Annotated in this window: 19 protein-coding genes; 16 read left to right on the top strand and 3 right to left on the bottom strand. The window is 68.8% G+C overall.

The window, feature by feature from the left end; all coding sequences use genetic code 11:
* Nucleotides 1-2: 2 nt before the first annotated feature.
* Nucleotides 3-821, bottom strand: coding sequence for an SMP-30/gluconolactonase/LRE family protein (locus ACAG20_RS08145; protein ID WP_370492333.1), 819 nt, complete (start codon nucleotides 819-821; stop codon nucleotides 3-5).
* Nucleotides 822-949: 128 nt separating this feature from the next.
* Between ACAG20_RS08145 and ACAG20_RS08140 the strand changes: the two genes are divergently transcribed.
* Complete coding sequence (locus ACAG20_RS08140) at nucleotides 950-1,852, top strand: acyl-CoA thioesterase (protein ID WP_370492187.1); 903 nt, start codon at nucleotides 950-952, stop codon at nucleotides 1,850-1,852.
* On the opposite strand, the gene ACAG20_RS08135 is transcribed toward ACAG20_RS08140, so the two are convergent.
* The gene (locus tag ACAG20_RS08135) at nucleotides 1,849-2,544 is read right to left on the bottom strand and encodes a DUF427 domain-containing protein (RefSeq protein WP_083037109.1); all 696 of its coding nucleotides are present in this window, start codon (nucleotides 2,542-2,544) and stop codon (nucleotides 1,849-1,851) included. The genes ACAG20_RS08140 and ACAG20_RS08135 overlap by 4 nt on opposite strands.
* A 148-nt stretch (nucleotides 2,545-2,692) precedes the next feature.
* Between ACAG20_RS08135 and ACAG20_RS08130 the strand changes: the two genes are divergently transcribed.
* From ACAG20_RS08130 to ACAG20_RS08100, 7 genes are read left to right on the top strand one after another with little or no spacing between them, the layout of a single operon-like run.
* A complete protein-coding gene (locus ACAG20_RS08130) occupies nucleotides 2,693-3,250 on the top strand; it encodes a hypothetical protein (RefSeq protein WP_049792807.1) in 558 nt (185 codons plus the stop codon).
* Nucleotides 3,250-3,966, top strand: coding sequence for an NIPSNAP family protein (locus ACAG20_RS08125; RefSeq protein WP_083037110.1), 717 nt, complete (start codon nucleotides 3,250-3,252; stop codon nucleotides 3,964-3,966). Before ACAG20_RS08130 ends, ACAG20_RS08125 begins: the two co-directional genes overlap by 1 nt.
* Nucleotides 3,967-4,016: 50 nt before the next feature.
* Entirely contained in the window at nucleotides 4,017-5,189 is a 1,173-nt protein-coding gene (locus ACAG20_RS08120) for a cytochrome P450 (protein WP_049792980.1), read from the top strand.
* Nucleotides 5,190-5,192: 3 nt separating this feature from the next.
* Nucleotides 5,193-6,170 (top strand): zinc-binding dehydrogenase, encoded by a 978-nt coding sequence (locus tag ACAG20_RS08115; RefSeq protein ID WP_013827056.1) that lies wholly within the window; start codon nucleotides 5,193-5,195, stop codon nucleotides 6,168-6,170.
* Nucleotides 6,167-6,919 (top strand): HpcH/HpaI aldolase/citrate lyase family protein, encoded by a 753-nt coding sequence (locus ACAG20_RS08110; protein ID WP_013827057.1) that lies wholly within the window; start codon nucleotides 6,167-6,169, stop codon nucleotides 6,917-6,919. The genes ACAG20_RS08115 and ACAG20_RS08110 overlap by 4 nt, the downstream gene beginning before the upstream one ends.
* Entirely contained in the window at nucleotides 6,919-7,650 is a 732-nt protein-coding gene (locus ACAG20_RS08105) for an SDR family NAD(P)-dependent oxidoreductase (RefSeq protein WP_013827058.1), read from the top strand. The genes ACAG20_RS08110 and ACAG20_RS08105 overlap by 1 nt, the downstream gene beginning before the upstream one ends.
* Nucleotides 7,632-9,125, top strand: coding sequence for an NAD(P)/FAD-dependent oxidoreductase (locus tag ACAG20_RS08100; protein ID WP_013827059.1), 1,494 nt, complete (start codon nucleotides 7,632-7,634; stop codon nucleotides 9,123-9,125). The genes ACAG20_RS08105 and ACAG20_RS08100 overlap by 19 nt, the downstream gene beginning before the upstream one ends.
* On the opposite strand, the gene ACAG20_RS08095 is transcribed toward ACAG20_RS08100, so the two are convergent.
* Nucleotides 9,112-10,227, bottom strand: a complete 1,116-nt coding sequence (locus ACAG20_RS08095; RefSeq protein ID WP_083037163.1) for an alcohol dehydrogenase catalytic domain-containing protein — start codon at nucleotides 10,225-10,227, stop codon at nucleotides 9,112-9,114. The two genes, ACAG20_RS08100 and ACAG20_RS08095, sit on opposite strands and share 14 nt — an antisense overlap.
* 14 nt (nucleotides 10,228-10,241) lie before the next feature.
* On the opposite strand from ACAG20_RS08095, the gene ACAG20_RS08090 reads away from it, so the two are divergent.
* The 8 genes from ACAG20_RS08090 (at nucleotide 10,242) to ACAG20_RS08055 (ending at nucleotide 18,665) form a co-directional block, all read left to right on the top strand.
* A complete protein-coding gene (locus ACAG20_RS08090) occupies nucleotides 10,242-10,706 on the top strand; it encodes a thioesterase family protein (protein ID WP_013827061.1) in 465 nt (154 codons plus the stop codon).
* A 34-nt stretch (nucleotides 10,707-10,740) separates the two neighbouring features.
* Nucleotides 10,741-11,181, top strand: a complete 441-nt coding sequence (locus tag ACAG20_RS08085; RefSeq protein ID WP_041316664.1) for an SRPBCC family protein — start codon at nucleotides 10,741-10,743, stop codon at nucleotides 11,179-11,181.
* A 93-nt stretch (nucleotides 11,182-11,274) separates the two neighbouring features.
* Nucleotides 11,275-12,933 carry a fatty-acid--CoA ligase FadD5 gene (fadD5, locus tag ACAG20_RS08080; RefSeq protein ID WP_083037111.1) on the top strand — a complete coding sequence of 553 codons (1,659 nt, stop codon included), beginning with the start codon at nucleotides 11,275-11,277 and terminating at the stop codon, nucleotides 12,931-12,933.
* A gap of 268 nt (nucleotides 12,934-13,201) precedes the next feature.
* Nucleotides 13,202-13,954, top strand: coding sequence for an ABC transporter permease (locus tag ACAG20_RS08075; protein ID WP_085975688.1), 753 nt, complete (start codon nucleotides 13,202-13,204; stop codon nucleotides 13,952-13,954).
* 1 nt (nucleotide 13,955) lies between these two features.
* A complete protein-coding gene (locus ACAG20_RS08070; RefSeq protein WP_041316666.1) occupies nucleotides 13,956-14,825 on the top strand; it encodes an ABC transporter permease in 870 nt (289 codons plus the stop codon).
* A complete protein-coding gene (locus ACAG20_RS08065) occupies nucleotides 14,825-16,045 on the top strand; it encodes an MCE family protein (protein WP_041316668.1) in 1,221 nt (406 codons plus the stop codon). Before ACAG20_RS08070 ends, ACAG20_RS08065 begins: the two co-directional genes overlap by 1 nt.
* Nucleotides 16,042-17,070 (top strand): MCE family protein, encoded by a 1,029-nt coding sequence (locus ACAG20_RS08060; RefSeq protein WP_013827067.1) that lies wholly within the window; start codon nucleotides 16,042-16,044, stop codon nucleotides 17,068-17,070. Before ACAG20_RS08065 ends, ACAG20_RS08060 begins: the two co-directional genes overlap by 4 nt.
* Nucleotides 17,067-18,665 (top strand): MCE family protein, encoded by a 1,599-nt coding sequence (locus ACAG20_RS08055; protein ID WP_083037112.1) that lies wholly within the window; start codon nucleotides 17,067-17,069, stop codon nucleotides 18,663-18,665. The genes ACAG20_RS08060 and ACAG20_RS08055 overlap by 4 nt, the downstream gene beginning before the upstream one ends.
* The last annotated feature ends 2 nt before the right edge of the window (nucleotides 18,666-18,667 follow it).

The raw sequence follows: 18,667 nt of genomic DNA, 5'->3' as shown, positions 1-18,667 counted from the left end.
TTTCAGGGCAGCCCGGCGCCGGGGATCTCCACGGTCACCGTGTCCACGCGGGACTCACGGGTACCGACCAGTCGCTTGGGGTAGGCGTCGGTGCTGGACAGCAGGAACAGGGTGCGGCGCTTCGGCCCGCCCAGCATGCAGGCGATCGCGGCCCGTTCGCCGACGTCGATGCGCTGAGTGACGGTGCCGCCCCGCGTGATGCGCTCGAACTGGTGAGCCAGCGTCATCGAGGTCCACACCCCACCGGCCGCGTCGAGGGTGATGCCGTCGGGCGGACCGTCGAGGCCGTCGGCAAAGACCCGGCGGTCACCGAGGCCGCCGTCGGCGCCGATGGTGAATGCGGTGAGGCGCCGGCCGATGGACTCGGCGACGATCAGCGTGCCGCCGTCGGGGGTGATCACCATCCCGTTGGGAAAGTCGAGGTCGGTGGCGACGGTGTGCACGCCGGCGTCGGGATCAACCCGCACGATGACCCCGCCGGAGTACGCCTGCGAGCCGATGTAGCAGCGCCCGGCCGTGTCGATCACCATGTCGCCGAGGTCGGCCGGCGCGAGGTCGCTCAGGTCGGCGACGGTGCTGATCGCGTCGCCGTCGTAGCAGAGCACCTGACGGTCGTGGGCGGATGCGATCAGTAGCGAGCCGTCCGGCCGGAAGCCCAGGCCGCTCGGGGTATGGCCGGGCAGGGCCACCGTGGTCATCGAGCCGTGCAGGTCGACCGTATGGACCGCTTCGCCGAGCATGTCGGAGAACCACAGCAGGCCCTCGAACCAACGTGGGCCCTCGCCGAAGCAGAAGCCACCGGCCAGCCGGGTGGGCGTCAGGCCGGCTGCCGGGGCGTCGGGGTCGAGACTCGTTTCGGCGATGCTCAACAGGGTCGTCCTCCTGGCCTGCGTTCATGGGCGCGACCCGCCCACTTTACAAAACGTGACTGAAATGTCACGCTCGCGGAATGGCGCAGTCTCCTGAGTCCACCGAGATCTCCTCGCCGGCCACGCCCTGGTCAGTCACCGGGCTGCTCGACCTGTTCGAGGTGACGGCGGACGGCCCGGACCGGTTCACCGGCGCGACCGGTTTGGCCGGCGACGACGAACGACAGGTCGTGGAAGGCACCCAGCTGCTGTCGCAGGCAATCGTCGGCGTCGCAAAACGCTTCGGCGACAAGTCGATCCGTTCGGTGCACGCGGTGTTCGCCCGCGCTGTGCTGGTGGGCCCGCCGGTCGAATACGCCATCGATGTGGTCAACGAGGGCCGTTCCACGGCCACCGCGGTCGTCTCGGTGCTGCAGAACGGCAAGCGCTGCGCGACCATGACGGTGCTCGCCGACGTCCCGTCGGCCGACGTCATCCGCCACCACCTGCCGCGCCCGGACGTGGCGCCGCCCGCGCAGGCCAATCCCTGCGCAATGCCGATGACCGGCCGGCAAGTGCGCCTCGTCGATGTCGTCGACGTCAACAGTCCAGACGAGGTGGGACCGCCGGAGATCCACGCCTGGTTGCACTATGACCCCATCCCCGCCCGCGACGACCTCGCCAAGGCGCTGATCGCCTATTTCACCGGCCATCTGGGCATTTCGACGACGATGCGCGCCCACGCCGGGATCGGCACCAGCCAGTCGCATCTGACCGTGTCCACCGCGCCGATGACGGTCACGGTGAGCTTCCACGAACCGGTGCGGTGGGACGGCTGGCTGCTCTATGGCCATGAGAGCACCCAGGTGGGTGCGGGTATGTCTTACGTCCGCGGCACGGTGCACACCGAGGAGGGGGATCTCATCGCCTCCTTCGCCCAGGACGGGCTGATCCGACCGCTGCGCACCAGCGACAACAAGATCGCCGAGCAGGCCCGGATCTAGCGCTCCGGCGCGGCCGCGGGTTCCGGCAGGTCGGCGAACCCGCCGACACGTTCCATGTCGAAGCTGAAAAACCCTGCGATGGGCAGGCTTTCGGGCGGCGGGTCCGGGTAGCTCCAGGCCACGTCCGCGATGACCGTGTCGCCGACCACCGCCGACCAATACGTCGCGTAACCCTTGTAGTTGCAGTAGGTCGAGGTCTCCGACGGCTGCAGCAGGTCGGTGCGCACGCGGCCGGGGGCGACGTAGAGCCGCGGCTGCAGGGCGGTCTCGAACACGATCACCGTGTCGTCGGTGTCCACCAGGGCCGCGCCGGCGACCCCGACGCGCAGCGTCCGCCGCGTCGGTCGGCAATCGATCCGGTGATAGGGGTTGGGCGGGTAGTGCACCAGTTCGCGGCCCTCCTCGAACCAGGTGTCCACGGCATCCCACGGGACCTGCACGAACCCCGGGGCTTCCGGCACCGGCCGATGCGGCAGATCGCCGACGACGTCAACCGGGAAGGCGTAGGACAGCGGCTGGCCCTGGCGATGCACCAGCAGGGCGCGTTCGGTGTCGAGCACCGGGTGATCGGCACTGACCGCCTGTACCCGGCGCGGGTGCGGCTCGACATAGACCAGGCTGGTGGCGATCTCGGGCGAGAACCAACCGGCGCGCTCGGTGCTGAGCGGGCCGTGTCCGGCGACCAGGCTCACGTCGTGTCACCCCTCCCCATGTTCAGATCGTGACTTTACAATTTATGCCTCAACTGTAATATCTTCCAGAGTTGCGCCACCTCCTCGGACAAGCCCTGCCCGGCCGGTGGCGTCGCCTGAGATCCTCACGACGAGCTGGGATGATGCGATGACAAGCACCGCTGCGAGGCTGGACTTGCCGTTCGAGGATCCGCAACTGCGCTACCACCTGGATGTCATTGCGCTCGACGTCACCGCGCTGGTGCAGGCCGCCGGCGGCTGGCTGTATCACCGGGTGGCGACCGGATGGGACGTCAACGTGATGGTGCCGGCGCAGCAGGACCTGCGCCCGCTGCAGATTCTCGGGGTGCGGACAGCCGACCTGGAGACCGAGCTGTCGGCAACCAGCGGCGAGACGGCCAGGCAGGGCCTCGCCGTCGTCACCGATGCGTTCGCCAGGGATCCCCGGATCCGTCAGCGGGTGCAGTCCGCGCTGCGGCGCAGCGTGACCGAGGTCGTGCTGTGGGGCGAAAGCTGGCCGGTGGCCGTCAACCAGCGACTCGACGCGGTGCGCCATGTGCTCACCGTGGCGGGACGGGCCTTCAAGAGGCAAGCCCTGTTGGCCGCCGACACTCGGGCCGACCTCCGAGTGGACTCCACCGAGATGTTCCGCAGCGATCAGAAGCGTTGCCTGCCGGTCGATTCCGATCTGGTGTCGGTCGACTGATGCGTAAGTACTACGACCACACGCTGCTGTATCTGCATGAGACGATCGACCTCGGCCGGGGCACGACCGGCGAGTTCACCGGGAAGTTCACCGGCATCTACCAGCCGATGATGACCGAACTGGGCGCCCGGTTGTTCGCGCTGTGGGAGACCAGCCGCTACAACGGCCACTGGCCGCAGGTCACCATCATCTGGGAGATCGACGCGTTCGCCGACTACGCCCGCATCGGACGGGCGCAGGCCCGCGGCGGCAGCCACGCGAAGCCCGCTGCCGAGTGGTCGGCCTATCTCGCCGGCATCGGGGCCGCCGGGGAGGGCCGCATCATGTATCCCGCCCCGCAGAACAAGACCTTGGCGCAACTCGGCGACGCCGGCTTCGACGCGACGTTGGTGATCCAGGAGATCATGCAGACCAAACCCGGCCGCCAGGACGACTACATCCGGGAGTTGGAGCGCCTGTACGTGCCGTGGTCGGAACGTACCGGAAAACGCTGGCTCGGTTCGTTCACCACCACCTTCCGCTTCAACGAGGTCATCCACTACTGGGCGCTCGACGGCGACTGGGACTGCTTCGCGCAGCACTACCCGTCCTGGAAGGGTCAGCCACCGGCCGAGATCGTGACCTGGATGAGTGTGGCGCCGGCGCTGCGGGACGGCTGGGAGGACTCCATCCTGCAGGCGCTGCCGCCCGCCCCGCTCCAGCGAGGTGCCGAGTGACAGCGGTTGCGGACCGGGCCTTCTCGTACGACCCGTTCGACCCGGCCGTGATGGCCGACCCACTGCCGTACTATCGCGTGCTGCGCGATCACCACCCGGTGTACTACGTGCCCAAGTGGGATCTGTTCGCGCTCTCGCGATTCGACGACATCTGGGATGTGCTGGCGGTCAGTGACGGTACCTTCGTCGCCTCCGAGGGAACGCTGCCGGCAGCCAGCGTGCTGGCACAGCACAACAGCGGACCCGTCCCCGATCCGCCGCTGCACCCGCTGCCGTTTCACGCCGTCTTCGACAAGCCGATCTACGACGACATCCGCCGGCTGCAGTCACCGGCGTTTCGGCCCAGGTCGGTAGCCGACTGGACCGAGCGGATCCGCGTGCTGGCCAATCAGCGGCTCGACGAGCTGCTGCCGCAGGGCCGGTTCGACCTGACCTGTGACTACGGCGGAATCGTGGTGGCCCAAGTGGTCTGCGAGCTGCTGGGCGTCCCGCTCGAGCTGGCCGGCGAGGTGCTCGCGGCGGTGAACGCCGGCAGCCTCGCGCAGGCCGGCGCCGGGGTGGATACGGCTGCGGCCCGACCCAACTACCTGGAGTACCTGATCCCGGCCGTGCAGCGCCGGCGTGCCGAGCAGGGTGCGGGCGGGCTGCCGATCGTCGACGGCATGCTGGCCTACCGGCTGCCGGACGGGCGCGCACTTGACGACGTCGAAGCGGCGACCCAACTGCTGTGCATCTTCATCGGCGGTACCGAGACGGTGCCCAAGATCGTCGCGCACGGGCTGTGGGAGCTGGTCCGCCGGCCCGACCAGCTCGCCGCCGTGCGCGCCGACCCGGCGGCGGTGGAGCTCGCCCGCGAGGAGATGATCCGCTATTGCGCGCCGGCGCAATGGTTCGCGAGGACCGCCCGGAAGCCGTTCACCGTGCACGACACCACCATCGCGCCGGGGCAGCGCATCATCACGCTGCTGGCCTCGGCCAGCCGCGACGAGCGACAATACCCCGATCCCGACGAATTCCGGTGGGACCGGCCCATCAAACGCTCGCTGGCGTTCGGCCGCGGACAGCACTTCTGCATCGGCTACCACCTGGCCCGCCTCGAGGTGACCGTCCTGGTGCAGGAGTGGCTGCGCCGGGTGCCGGAGTTCCGCATCGTCGAGGACGGTGCGACCAGGCTGCCGTCGAGTTTCCAGTGGGGCTGGAACACCATTCCGGTGGAGGTCTGACGCATGTGGGTCCACCGGCTGGTCGCGCCGTACGAATTCGAGCGTATCGAGGTCCCCGACCTCACCGAGCAACAGCTCGGCGACGGACAGGTGCTGCTGTCCTTCGTCGCCGCCGGGGTGTGCGGCAGCGACCTGCCCGCCTTCCGCGGCGCGCAGGGCAGGCTGCCCGGTGACAGCGGCGCCAGCGCGGCGGAGAAGAACGGCTTCCCGATCCACGAGATCGTCGGGGACGTCCTCGCCAGCCGGCACCCGCGGCACCGCCCCGGCGACCGTGTCGTCGGGTGGGCCTCCGGCTTCGACGGCCTGATGCAGCGGGTGATCAGTGACGGCGACGGACTCGCCGGTTTCGACCCGACGCTGACGCCGGCCGAAGCGGTGGGCCTGCAGCCGTTGGCGTGCGTGCTCTACGCCATTGAAGCCGTTGCGCAGCGCACCGAGCTGGCCGGCCGCCATGTGGCGGTGCTCGGCCAGGGGTCGATCGGCCTGCTGTTCAGCGCGGTCGCCAAGGCGGCCGGCGCCCGGCGGGTCACCGGTGTGGACCCGGTCGACCGGCGAGCGGTCGCCGCCGGCTTCGGCGTCGACACCGCCGTGCAGGCCACCAGTGACCGCTGGGTGCACCATCTGGACCCCGCGGACCGGCCGGAGATCGTGATCGAGGCGGTCGGCCACCAGGTCGCCACCTTGAGCCACGCCATCGAGGCCGTCGCGCCCGGCGGCACCGTTTTCTACTTTGGTGTGCCTGACGACGACAGTTACCCGATCAACATGCGCACCATGCTGCGCAACAACCTGACGTTGATCTCCGGCGTGACGCGCGACCGCGGGCGGATGCTGGAGGCTGCAGGCAAGTTCGCTGCCGAGCATCCCGAGCTGCTGAAGAACTACCTCACCCATGTGTTCGGCTGCGATGACGCGCAGGCCGCCTTCGAGTTGGCGATCCGGCCGGTGCCGGACCGGGTCAAGATCGCGATCGTCGCATGACCTCGGCGCTGCGCACCGCGCTGGACCACCGGGCACCGCTGTGGGGCGGCTGGATCACCGGGCCGACGGTGCTGGGCCCGGAGGAATTCGCCCGGGCGGGCTACGACTATGTGGGGTTCGACGCCCAGCACAGCTACCTCGATGATGCGGAGATCGCAGGCATGCTGCGGCACACCGAGCACTTGCCGATCGCCACCGCGGTGCGGTTGCCGAACGCGGACGCCGCGCCGATCGGCCGGGTGCTCGATGCCGGCGCCGACGCGGTCATCATCGCGATGATCGAGACCGCCGAGCAGGCGGCGGCCGCGGTGGCTGCCGCGCAGTATCCACCGACCGGCGTCCGCAGCTTCGGTCCGCTGCGGTCGGGACTGGGACGTGACCTGACTGCCCTGGTGTCTCGGGCGGACGTATTCGCGATGATCGAAACCGCCGCCGCGCTGGCCGACGTGGAGCGGATCTGCGCGGTACCCGGGCTGGCCGGCATCTACGTCGGGCCCGCCGACCTGGCGATCTCGCTGGGCGTGGACGTGGCCCGGGCCACCACCGACCCCGGCATGCGGGAAGCGATGACACAGATTCAGCACGCGGCGTCGGCCGCCGGTGTGATCGCCGCCGTTCACGGCGGATCCGGTGTGGCGGGACGTCGGCTGGCCGCGCTGGGCTATCAGATGATCACCCTGGCAGCCGAATCCCAGGCGTTACGGTGCGGAGCGCTCGAGCACCTCAACGAGGCCAGGGGCAGCCACTGATGAAACGAGCACCCGTTGCCCTGGTCACCGGCGCCGCCCGCGGGCAGGGCCGGGCGATCGTGGAACGACTGCGCGCCGACGGGTTCGCCGTCGCCGCCTGTGACATCGACGGAGCCGGGCTGGACGCGGTGGTCACCGCGCTGGGTAACGACGCGGTGATCGGCATTCCGCTGGACGTGACCTCCCGGTCGCAGTGGGACGTCGCGGTGGCGACCACCGTGCAGCGGTTCGGGTCGCTGACCGCACTGATCAACAACGCGGGCGTACTGCACCGGGCGGCGATCGCCGACGAAACGCAGGACGGCTTCGAAAACGCCTGGCGGGTGAACTGTCTCGGTCCCTTTCTCGGAATCCAGGCGGCGCTGGAGCAGCTGCGCCGGGCCGACGGCGCCGCCGTGGTGAACACCTGCAGCACCGGCGCGATCCGGCCCTTCCCACAACACAGCGCCTACGGAGCGTCGAAGTGGGCGCTGCGTGGGCTCACCCAGACCGCGGCCGCCGAACTCGCAACGGCCGGAATCCGGGTCAACGCGGTCTTCCCCGGACCGATCGCCACCCCGATGCTCGACGACACCACCCAGCAGCGGCTGGCCGCGGTCTCGGCGACCGGCCGACTCGGTGAGCCGGGTGAGGTGGCCGACGCGGTGGCGTTCCTGGTCTCCGACGCGGCGTCGTTCATCACCGGCGCCGAACTCGTGGTGGACGGCGGCCAATGCCTACAGATCCGATGAGCAGACCGCGGCCGCTGTCGGTCGGCATCATCGGCGCCGGACCCGGCGGGCTGGCGCTGGGAATCCTGCTGCGGCGGGCGGGTTTCACCGATTTCACCATCTTCGACCGTGAGGACGGCGTCGGCGGCACCTGGCGGATCAACACCTATCCGGGCCTGGCCTGCGACGTCAAATCCCACCTGTACTCCTACTCCTTCGAGCTGAACCCGCACTGGTCGCGGCAGTGGTCCAAGCAACCGGAGATCCTGGCCTACTTCGAACGCTGCGCCGCCGACCACGGTCTCGGGCCGCACCTGAAGCTGCGGACCGAGATCCGCTCCGCGGCCTGGGAGGCCGACCGTCGGCAGTGGCGCCTGACCACCGCCGACGGCACCGAGCACCGCTACGACATCGTGGTCTCGGCGGTCGGCCTGTTCACCCAGCCGGTGCTGCCCGATCTCACCGAAGAGCAGCCGTTCACCGGCACCGTGATGCACTCGGCGCGCTGGGATCACTCGGTGCGACTCGCCGGCTCTCGGATCGCCGTGCTCGGAACCGGTTCCACCGCGGCACAGTTGGTGCCGGAATTGGCCGACGTCGCCGCGAAGGTCTATTCGGTGCAGCGGTCGCCGACCTGGATCCTGCCCAAACCCGATCGCAGCTACACCCCGCGGGAGCACTGGGTGTTCACCCGCATCCCGTTGGCCAAGCGGCTGTATCGAATGCGCCTGTGGCTGCGCAGCGAGGCGAACATCTCGGTGATCGAGAACGGCAGCGACAAGACGGCTGAGTTCACCGCCACCGCGCGGCGACTATTGGAGACCAACGTCACCGATCAGCGGTTGCGAGCCGCGCTGACCCCCGATCACCCGCTGGGCTGCAAACGGCTGGTCTTCTCCTCGGACTACCTGCCCGCGTTGGGCCGGCCCAACGTCGAGGTGGTGACCAGCCCGGCCAAGGCGCTGCGGTCGCACTCTTTGGTCACCGAGGACGGCACCGAGTGCGAGGTGGACGTGGTGGTCTGCGCCACCGGATATGCCGCCGCGGACTATCTCGGTCAGATCGAGGTGACCGGCGAGGACGGCGTGACGCTGCAGCAGGCGTGGCGCGACGGGCCGCGCGCCTACCTGGGCATGGCGATGCCCGGTTTCCCCAACTTCTTCATGCTGTATGGACCCAATACCAACGTCGGCTCCAACAGCGTCATCTTCGTGCTGGAAGCCCAGGCGCGCTACGTCGTCCGGGTGCTCAAGCACCTGCGGCGCACCGGCAAGACCTACGTCGCGGTGCGGCCCGCCGCGCTGGCCGCCTTCATCGCCAAGATCGACCGATGGATGCAGGGCACGGTGTGGACGACGCGATGCAGCAACTATTTCCGGGCCGCCAACGGCCGGGTGGTCACCCAGTGGCCGCGTAGCGCCGGCGCCTTCTGGGCGATGACCCGCCGCTTCCGGGCCCGCGACTTCACTTTTGGACCCAGGGTCAGTCGAACGTGATGACCTGGCGCACCGCGCCGCCGTCGGCCAACCGGTCCATCGCCTCGTTGATGTCGTCGAGGGCGATGGTAGACGACACCAGTTGTTGCACCGGGAGCTTGCCGGCGCGCCACAGTGCGACGAACCTCGGGATGTCACGGGCCGGCACCGTCGAGCCGAGATAGCTGCCGATCAGCGACCGGCCCTCGGCGACCAGGCCCAACGGGGACACGCTGATCCGGGCATCCGGCGGGGGCAGGCCGACGGTGATGGTGCGTCCGCCCGGGGCGGTCAGTTCGATCGCGGTCTGCAGGGCGGCAGGATGGCCGACCGCCTCGATCACCATCGGCGCCCGCACGCCGGCGTCGAGCGCCTGCTGTGGTGTGTAGGTGCGCTGCACCCCCAGCCCGCTGGCCGCGGCGAGCTTTTCCGGGAGCTGGTCGATGGCGATCACATCGACACCGTCGTGCGCCAGCACGGTCAGCACCGCCGCCATGCCGACGCCGCCGAGCCCGACCACCACCACGGTCTGGCCGGCCGCCGGACGGGCCACGTTGATCACCGCGCCGCCGCCGGTCAGCACCGCGCACCCCAGCAGCGCCGCCACCGATGGCGGCACATCGTCAGGCACCGGCACGGCACTGGTCGCGCTGACCACCGCGTGGGTGGCGAAACCGGAGACCCCGAGGTGGTGGTGGACCGGCTGACCGGCGCGGCGCAATCGGATGTCGCCGCCGAGCAGGGTGCCGGCGCCGTTGGCCGCGCTGCCGGGCTCACACGGGGTCAGCCCGCCGGTGGCGCACGCCGGGCACTGCCCGCAGCGCGGCAGAAACGTCAGCACCACCCGCTGCCCGACCGCGATGCCGCCGATGGCGGGGCCCGCGCCGACCGCCTCGACGATTCCGGCCGCTTCGTGGCCGAGCAGCATCGGCACCGGGCGCACCCGGTTGCCGTCGACCACCGACAGGTCGGAGTGACAGACCCCGGCGGCCTCCACCCGGACCAGCAGTTCGCCGGGGCCGGGCGGAGCCAGGTCCAGCCCGGACACCGCGAGCGGCCGTGACCGGGCGTAGGGCCGTGGCGCCCCGATCCGCTCCAGCACCGCGCCGCGGATGGCAACCATGTTGAAATACAACCATGAGTTCCGCGGTACCGCCCGCCCCGGAAGGGTTGACCAGCCGGGACTTTCCGGTGCATTGGCCGGTGCTGACCCGCTGGGCCGACAACGACATGTTCGGCCACCTCAACAACGCGGTGTACTACCAATTCTTCGACACCGCGATCAACGGCTGGATCGCGGCCAACGTGGCAGATCTCGACCCGGTCGCCATGCCGGAACTCGGTGTGGTGGCCGAGTCGGGCTGCCGCTTCCTAAGCGAGCTGGGCTTCCCGGACCGGCTCGCGGTCGGGCTGGCGGTCACCCGGCTGGGGCGCAGCAGCGTCACCTACCGGCTCGCGGTGTTCCGCGTCGACGATGACGCAGGCCCCGGGCCGCTCGCCGCGCTGGGGCACTGGGTGCATGTCTACGTCGACCGCGTCAGCCGACGGCCGGTGCCGATCCCCGATGGCATCCGCGCACTGCTGGCCACCGCGCAGGTGTAGCGGCACGCTATTCGGGGCTGGTTATGCTCGGCGGATGCCGCTCGTGAGCAAGACCGTCGAAGTCGCCGCCGACGCCGCCACGATCATGGGGATCGTCGCCGACTTCGAGGCGTACCCGCAGTGGAACGACGAGGTCAAAGGGATCTGGGTGCTGGCCCGCTACGACGACGGCCGGCCCAGCCAGCTACGGCTGGACGCGTCGTACTCCGGTTTCGACGGCACCTTCATCCAGGCCGTGTACTACCCGAGTGGCACGCAGATCCAGACCGTGCTCCAGCAGGGCGACCTGTTCAGCAAGCAGGAGCAGTTGTTCTCGGTGGTCGAGATCGGGCCCACCACGTTGCTCACCGTCGACATGGACATCGAGACGGAGATGTCGGTGCCCAAGCCGATGCTCAAGAAGGCCTTCAACAACGCCCTGGATTACTTGGCCGACAATCTCAAACGCCGCGCCGAGCAACTGGCTGCGGGTTAGTCTCAGCGTCAATCGCAGCGGGTCGGCGCCGCTGGTCCGGTGTCGGACGCAGCGGGTCGACGCAGCGTCGTCGTCACGAAGCGGGAGAGCCGATTGACCCATCCAACAACCGATCCCGCCGAACAGCCCTACCGCGCCCGACGGGCGAACTGGGTCAACCAGCTGGAACGGCATGCGCTGATGCAACCGGACGCCCCGGCGCTGCGGTTCCTGGGCCAGACCACCACGTGGGCGCAGTTGCGGAAAAGGGTCACCGCACTGGCCGACGCGCTGAGCCGCCGCGGCGTCGGCTTCGGCGACCGGGTCATGATCCTGATGCTCAACCGGACCGAGTTCGTCGAGGCGGTGCTGGCCGCCAACATGCTGGGCGCGATCGCCGTCCCGGTGAACTTCCGGCTAACCCCGCCGGAGCTCGCCTTCCTGGTCACCGACTGCGAGGCGCGGGTGCTGATCACCGAGACGGCGCTGGTGCCGGTGGCGGTCGGTGTGCGCGGGTTGACCGATCTGCTGGACGCCCCGGACGCCATAGTCGTGGCCGGACCGCCGCAGGGGCCCGGCGAGGACGGCCGGAGCGCACCCGGTCTGATCGCCTACGACGACCTGATCGCCGAGACCGGCACACCGCATCAACCGGTGGATGTCGAAAACGACTCGCCGGCCCTGATCATGTACACCTCGGGAACCACCGGCCACCCCAAGGGCGCGGTGCTCACCCACACCAACCTGGTCGGCCAGACCATGACCGCACTGCACACCGCGGGCACCGGCACGAACGACGTGGCCTTCATCGGGGTGCCGTTCTTCCACATCGCCGGTGTCGGCAACCTGCTGCCCGGCATGTGGCTGGGCATCCCGACCGTGATCAACCCGCTCGGCGCCTTCGACGCCGGCCAACTGCTCGACGTGCTGGCCGCCGAGCAGGTCACCGGCATCTTCCTGGTGCCCGCGCAATGGCAGGCCGTCTGCGCCGAGCAGCAGGCCAACCCGCGCGATATCCGGTTGCGGACCATGTCATGGGGGGCGGCGCCGGCCTCGGATGCGCTGCTGCGACAGATGGCCGAGACCTTCCCCGGCACCAAGATCCTGGCGGCATTCGGGCAGACCGAGATGTCGCCGGTGACGTGCATCTTGCTCGGCGAGGACGCCGTGCGGAAGCTCGGGTCGGTCGGCACCGTGATCCCGACCGTCACCGCCCGCGTCGTCGACGAGGACATGAACGACGTCCCCGTCGGTGAGGTCGGTGAGATCGTCTACCGGGCACCGACCCTGATGAGCGGTTACTGGAACAATCCCGAAGCCACCGCCGAGGCCTTCGCGGGCGGATGGTTCCACTCCGGGGATCTGGTCCGGATGGACGCCGAGGGCTACGTCTGGGTGGTCGACCGCAAGAAGGACATGATCATCTCCGGCGGCGAGAACGTGTACTGCGCCGAAGTGGAGAACGTCCTGGCCGGTCACCCCGACATCGCCGAGGTCGCCGTGATCGGCCGCGCGCACGAGCAGTGGGGCGAGGTGCCGATCGCGGTCGCCGCCGTCAACCGGGCCGATCTGCTGCTGGCCGACCTCGACGGCTACCTCACCGAGCGACTGGCGCGCTATAAGCACCCCAAAGGGTTGGAGATCGTCGACGCGCTGCCGCGTAACCCGGCAGGCAAGGTGCTCAAGACCGAACTGCGGAGCCGCTACGGCGCGGCCCGGGAATCCGAGTCGGTCACCGCCGCAACCGATACCGCACAGAACGCCGACGCTTGAGGTGGCGGCACATTACTGTCCGGTAGGAAACTGCCGACGTTGGAACGAATCGATCTCCTTCTCACGCAGTCATCAGGTATGGTCCGATGGTCGCCAACGGCACGTTGGGGCGCTATGGTGACGCGGGTCTCGGAGAGAACTTGGACGGATGGAGAGAGCCTGTGCGACGCGATCCCCTGCTGCGTCGTGACGCGGAGGCTCCGGTGAGGGGGGTGTTGTGACGGCTCCGGCGCGTCCCCGCCTGGTCGATTTCGCCCGTGATCGGGTGATGCCGCCGCTGGTGATGGTCGGCGGGTTTTTCCGGATGTGCGCGCTGACCGCGCGGGCACTGTTCATGCCGCCGTTCCAGTGGCGCGAGACCCTCCAGCAGGGCTGGTTCATCACCAGCGTCGCCCTCGTGCCGACCGTTGCCGTCGCGATCCCGCTGACGGTGCTGCTGGTCTTCACCCTCAATATCCTGTTGGCCCAGTTCGGAGCCGCCGACGTCTCGGGTGCCGGCGCCGGCATCGCAGCGGTCACCCAGCTGGGCCCGCTGGTCACCGTGCTGGTGGTCGCCGGCGCGGGTTCGACCGCGATCTGCGCCGACCTGGGCGCGCGCACCATCCGCGAGGAGATCGACGCGATGGAGGTGCTCGGTATCGACCCGATCCATCGCCTGGTGGTGCCGCGGGTGATCGCCGCGACCGTCGTCGCCCTGCTGCTCAACGCCCTGGTCATCGTCATCGGCCTGGCGGGCGGTTTCCTGTTCGGCGTGTACCTGCAGAATGTCTCCGGCGGTGCCTACCTGTCGACGCTGACATTGCTGACCGGGCTACCCGAGGTGATCATCTCCACGGTCAAGGCCAGCGTCTTCGGACTTATCGCAGGCTTGGTTGGTTGTTATCGGGGTCTTACTGTTCGCGGTGGTTCCAAAGGGTTGGGGACGGCCGTGAACGAGACGGTGGTGCTGTGCGTGATCGCGTTGTTCGCGGTGAACGTCGTGCTGACCACCATCGGCGTGAAGTTCGGAACGGGGACCTGAGATGTCGACATCAGCAGTGGTGCGCGCCCGGTTTCCCGGGCTGATCGCGAACTATCACCGTTACGTCGGAGCGGCGGGGCGTTCGCTCGACAAGAGCGGCCAGATGGGCTGGTTCTTCCTGACCGCCATTCGGCAGATCCCGTGGGCGCTGCGTCGATACCGCCGGGAGTCGCTGCGGCTGATCGCCGAGCTGGGGATGGGCACCGGCGCCATGGCCGTCATCGGCGGCACCGTGGCGATCATCGGCTTCGTGATGCTGGCCGGTGGCTCGCTGATCGCGATCCAGGGGTTCACCTCGCTCGGCAATATCGGGGTGGAGACCTACACCGGTTTCGCCGCGGCGCTGGTCAACGTCCGCGTGGTCGGCCCGGTCAACGCCGGCATCGCCCTGGCCGCGACCGTGGGCGCCGGAGCCACCGCCGAACTCGGCGCGATGCGGATCAGCGAAGAGATCGACGCGCTGGAGGTGATGGGGATCAACTCCATCTCCTACCTGGTGTCCACCCGCGTGGTGGCCGGCTTCACGGTGATCATCCCGCTGTACGCGCTGGCGCTGATCATGGCGTTCGCCTCGCCGCAGATCGTCACCACGCTGTTCTTCGGACAGTCATCGGGAACCTACGACCACTACTTCCGGACCTTCCTACGGGCCGACGACGTGTTCTGGTCGTTCATGGAGACCATCCTGATCGCGGTGATCGTCATGATCACCCACTGTTACTACGGCTTCAATGCCAGTGGTGGCCCGGTCGGTGTCGGCGAGGCGGTCGGCCGATCGATGCGACTGTCGCTGATCTCGGTCCCGACGGTCGTGTTGTTCGCCGCGTTGGCGCTCTACGGCGTCGACCCCAACTTCAACCTGACGATGTGATGACGATGGCAACCGGGAGAGAGAACAAGTCGCAGACCCCGCCCTACCGGGTCGCGGGTGTGGTGACCCTGGCGGTCCTGCTGCTCATCACCGGATTGGTCTACGGCCAGTTCCGCGGGGCGTTCATCAAGACGACGTCGCTGACCATGGTGGCGCCGCGTGCCGGCCTGGTGATGGACCCGGGCGGTCCGGTGACCTACAACGGCGTGCAGATCGGACGGGTGTCGGCCATCGCGCCGACGGAGTTCGAAGAGAAGCCGGCGGCCAAGTTCACCCTCGACGTGGACCCGAAATACATCAAGCTGATCCCGTCCAACGTCGAGGCCAACATCATGGCGACCACGTTGTTCGGCAACAAGTACGTGTCGCTGACCGCGCCGGACAACCCGACGACGGAGCGCATCAGCACCAAGCACATCATCGCGACGTCGGTGACCACCGAACTCAACACGCTGTTCGAGACGGTGACCAAGCTCTCCGAGAGCGTCGACCCGGTCAAACTGAACCTCACGCTGCACGCCGCCGCGGAGGCATTGACCGGCCTCGGGGACAAGTTCGGCGAATCCCTGGTCAACGGGAACGCGATCCTCGACGACGTCAACGCGCGGATGCCCTACTTCCGGCGCGACCTCAAGGGCTTCGCGACGCTCGGGGACGTCTACGCCGCCGGTGCGCCGGACCTGGTCGGCTTCCTGGAGCACTCGCCCACCACGGTGAAGACGATCACCACCCAGCAGAAACAACTGGACGCCGCGCTGCTGGCCGCGGCCGGCGTGGGCAACCTCGGCGCGGACATCACCGACCGGTTCGGTCCGTACCTGCGGGCGCAGTTCTCCGACCTGGTTCCGGTGTCGGCGCTGCTCGACGAGTACAGCCCGGAACTGTTCTGCGCCATCCGCAACCTCGCCGAGGGCGCGCCCAAGGTGTACAACTTCCTCGGCGGTGGCGACGGTTACGCGCTGGACACCGTCAGTGAGCTGGTCAGCCCGGCCAACCCCTACATCTACCCGGACAACCTGCCGCGCTACAACGCCCGCGGCGGACCCGGTGGGGCGCCCGGCTGTTGGCAGGAGATCACCCACGATTTCTGGCCGGCGCCGTACCTGGTGGCCGACACCGGAGTCAGCCAAGCACCCTACAACCATTTCGAGGTCGGATCGCCCTGGGCAATCGATTACGTCTGGGGCCGCCAAGTCGGGGATAACACGATCAACCCATGAACATCACCAGGACTGCAGTCAAACTCGGCGTCGTCGGATCGGTGCTGCTGCTCTTCACGATCGGGCTGGTCGTGGTATTCGGGCAGATCCGGTTCGACCGGACGTCGCGCTACTCCGCGGAGTTCACCAACGCCAGCGGCCTGCGCCAGGGCCAGTTCGTCCGTGCCTCCGGGGTGGAGATCGGCAAGGTCAAAAACGTGCACCTGGTCGACGGCGGCCGCCGCGTGGTGGTCGACTTCGACGTCGACCGCTCGCTGCCGCTGTACCAGTCGACCACCGCGCAGATCCGTTACGACGACCTCATCGGCAACCGGTACCTGGAGCTCAAGCGGGGCGACGGCGAGGGCGCCGACCAGCGCCTGCCCGCCGGCGGGTTCATCCCGGCCTCCCGCACCGAGCCGGCCCTTGACCTCGATGCGCTGATCGGTGGATTCAAACCGGTGTTCCGGGCGCTCGACCCGGACAAGATCAACACCATCGCCTCGTCGATCGTCACGGTGTTCCAGGGCCAGGGCGGCACCATCAACGACATCCTGCAGCAGACCGCGCAGCTGACCGCGCACATCGCCGACCGGGACGCCGCGATCGGCGAGGTGGTCAAGAACCTCAACACCGTGCTGGACACCGCGGTTCGGCACCGCCAGACGTTCGACGAGACCGTCGACAACTTCGACAAGCTGGTCAAGGGCCTCAACGACCACCGCACCGGTCTGGCCTTCGGCACCGCCGAATTCGGCAACGCCGCCGGCAACCTGGCCGACCTGCTGGCCGACAACCGTCCGCAGCTGCACAGCATCTTCCCGGTCGCGGGCCCCGAGCCACCGGACCGCATGGCCGACGTCGAGGGACTGTTGGAGCGGATCCCGCAGGCGCTCAAGCTCATCGGGCGGACTGGCGTCTACGGCGACTTCTTCAACTTCTACATCTGTGACGCCACTATCAAGCTTCCGGGCCTGCAGCCCGGCGGACCGGTTCGCAACGTCCGGCTCTGGCAGCAGCCGACCGGGAGGTGCACACCGCAGTGAGGACTCTGGAACCGCCCAACCGGGCACGGATCGGCGTGATCGGCATCATCACGGTCGCATTGGTGACCTTGGTGGGGCAGACCTTCACCACGGTGCCGATGCTGTTCGCCGAGCCGAGCTACTTCGGCGAGCTCTCCGACACCGGTGGGCTCACCGCCGGGGACAAGGTCCGCATCTCGGGCGTGGATGTCGGCAAGGTCCAGGACCTGTCCATCGACGGCGATCACGTCCTGGTCCGGTTCTCCGTCGGCGCCAACCCGATCGGGACGGACAGCCTCATCGGGGTGAAGACCGACACCATCCTGGGCCGCAAGGTATTGGCCATCGACCCCAAGGGCGAAAAGAAGTTGTCGCCGCAGGGAGTGCTGCCGCTGGGGCAGAGCACCACGCCCTATCAGCTCTACGACGCGGTCTTCGACGTCACCAAGGCCGCGGCCGGCTGGGACATCGACACCGTCAAGCGGTCCCTGAAGGTGCTCTCGGAGACGGTCAGCGAGACCGCCCCCGATCTGAGTGCGGCGTTGGACGGCGTTGCCAAGTTCTCCGACACCATCGGCAAGCGCGACGACGAGATCACCCATCTGCTGGCCCAGGCCAACAAGATCGCCGCGGTGATGGGCGACCGCAGCGGCCAGATCGACGCGGTGCTGCGCAACACCCAGACCCTGCTGGGCGCGTTCAACCAGCGCAGTCAGGCCATCTCGGCGTTGCTGGGCAACATCGCCTACTTCGGCGAACAGGTGCAGGGCCTGGTCAGGGACAACCCGAACCTGGATCTGCGCCACGTGTTCGTCGAGGCCCAGAACATCACCGACATGCTGGTGCGCCGCCAGGACAACCTGCGCGAGATATTCACGATCCTGGGCCGCTACCTGACGATCGTCAACGACGCGATCGCCTCGGGACCGTACTTCAAGGTCTCGGCGCTCAACGTGATCCCGTTCTGGATTCTGCAGCCGTGGGTCGACGCCGCGTTCAAGAAGCGCGGCATCTCGCCGGAGGAGTTCTGGCGCAACGCGGGCCTGCCGGAGTTCCGCTACCCCGACCCCAACGGGACCCGGTTCGCCAACGGCGCACCGCCGCCCGCACCGCAGGTGATCGAGGGCACGCCGGAGCACCCCGGACCGGCCGTGGCACCGGGATCGCCGTGCTCCTACGCGCCGGCAGCCGGCCTGTTCCCGACCCCGGGCAACCCGTTGCCCTGCGCGAACCTGGACCCGAACGCGGGACCGTTCGGTCCGAGCGGACCGTACCCGGGCCCGACCGATGTGCTGGTCTCGCCGCCGAACCCGGACGGGTTGCCGTCGACGCCGGGCATTCCGATCGCCGGCCGGCCCGGCGAGACCCCGCCGGTGGTGCCGGGCACCCCGGTACCGATGCCCGACGCCAATCCGGGAGCGCGCTCCGAGCCGCTGGGCCCGATGCCCGGACCGGCTCCGGCCAACCCGGGTGCGGCGCCCCCGCCGGCGCCCAGGGCACCCGGTCCGGCCGCACCGCCGGGACCGGGCGACCAACTGCCGGCGCCGTTCATCGCTCCCGGTGAAGGCGGAAACAGTCAGCCAGGTGGCGGCGGCGGCTCGCTGGAAGGGAGGTAGCC

Source organism: Mycobacterium sp. pW045, from assembly GCF_041287085.1.
Taxonomy (GTDB): Bacteria; Actinomycetota; Actinomycetes; order Mycobacteriales; family Mycobacteriaceae; genus Mycobacterium; species Mycobacterium algericum_A.
The sequence above is the reverse complement of the archived record's forward strand: the minus strand, read 5'-3'. Positions and strand labels throughout refer to the sequence as shown.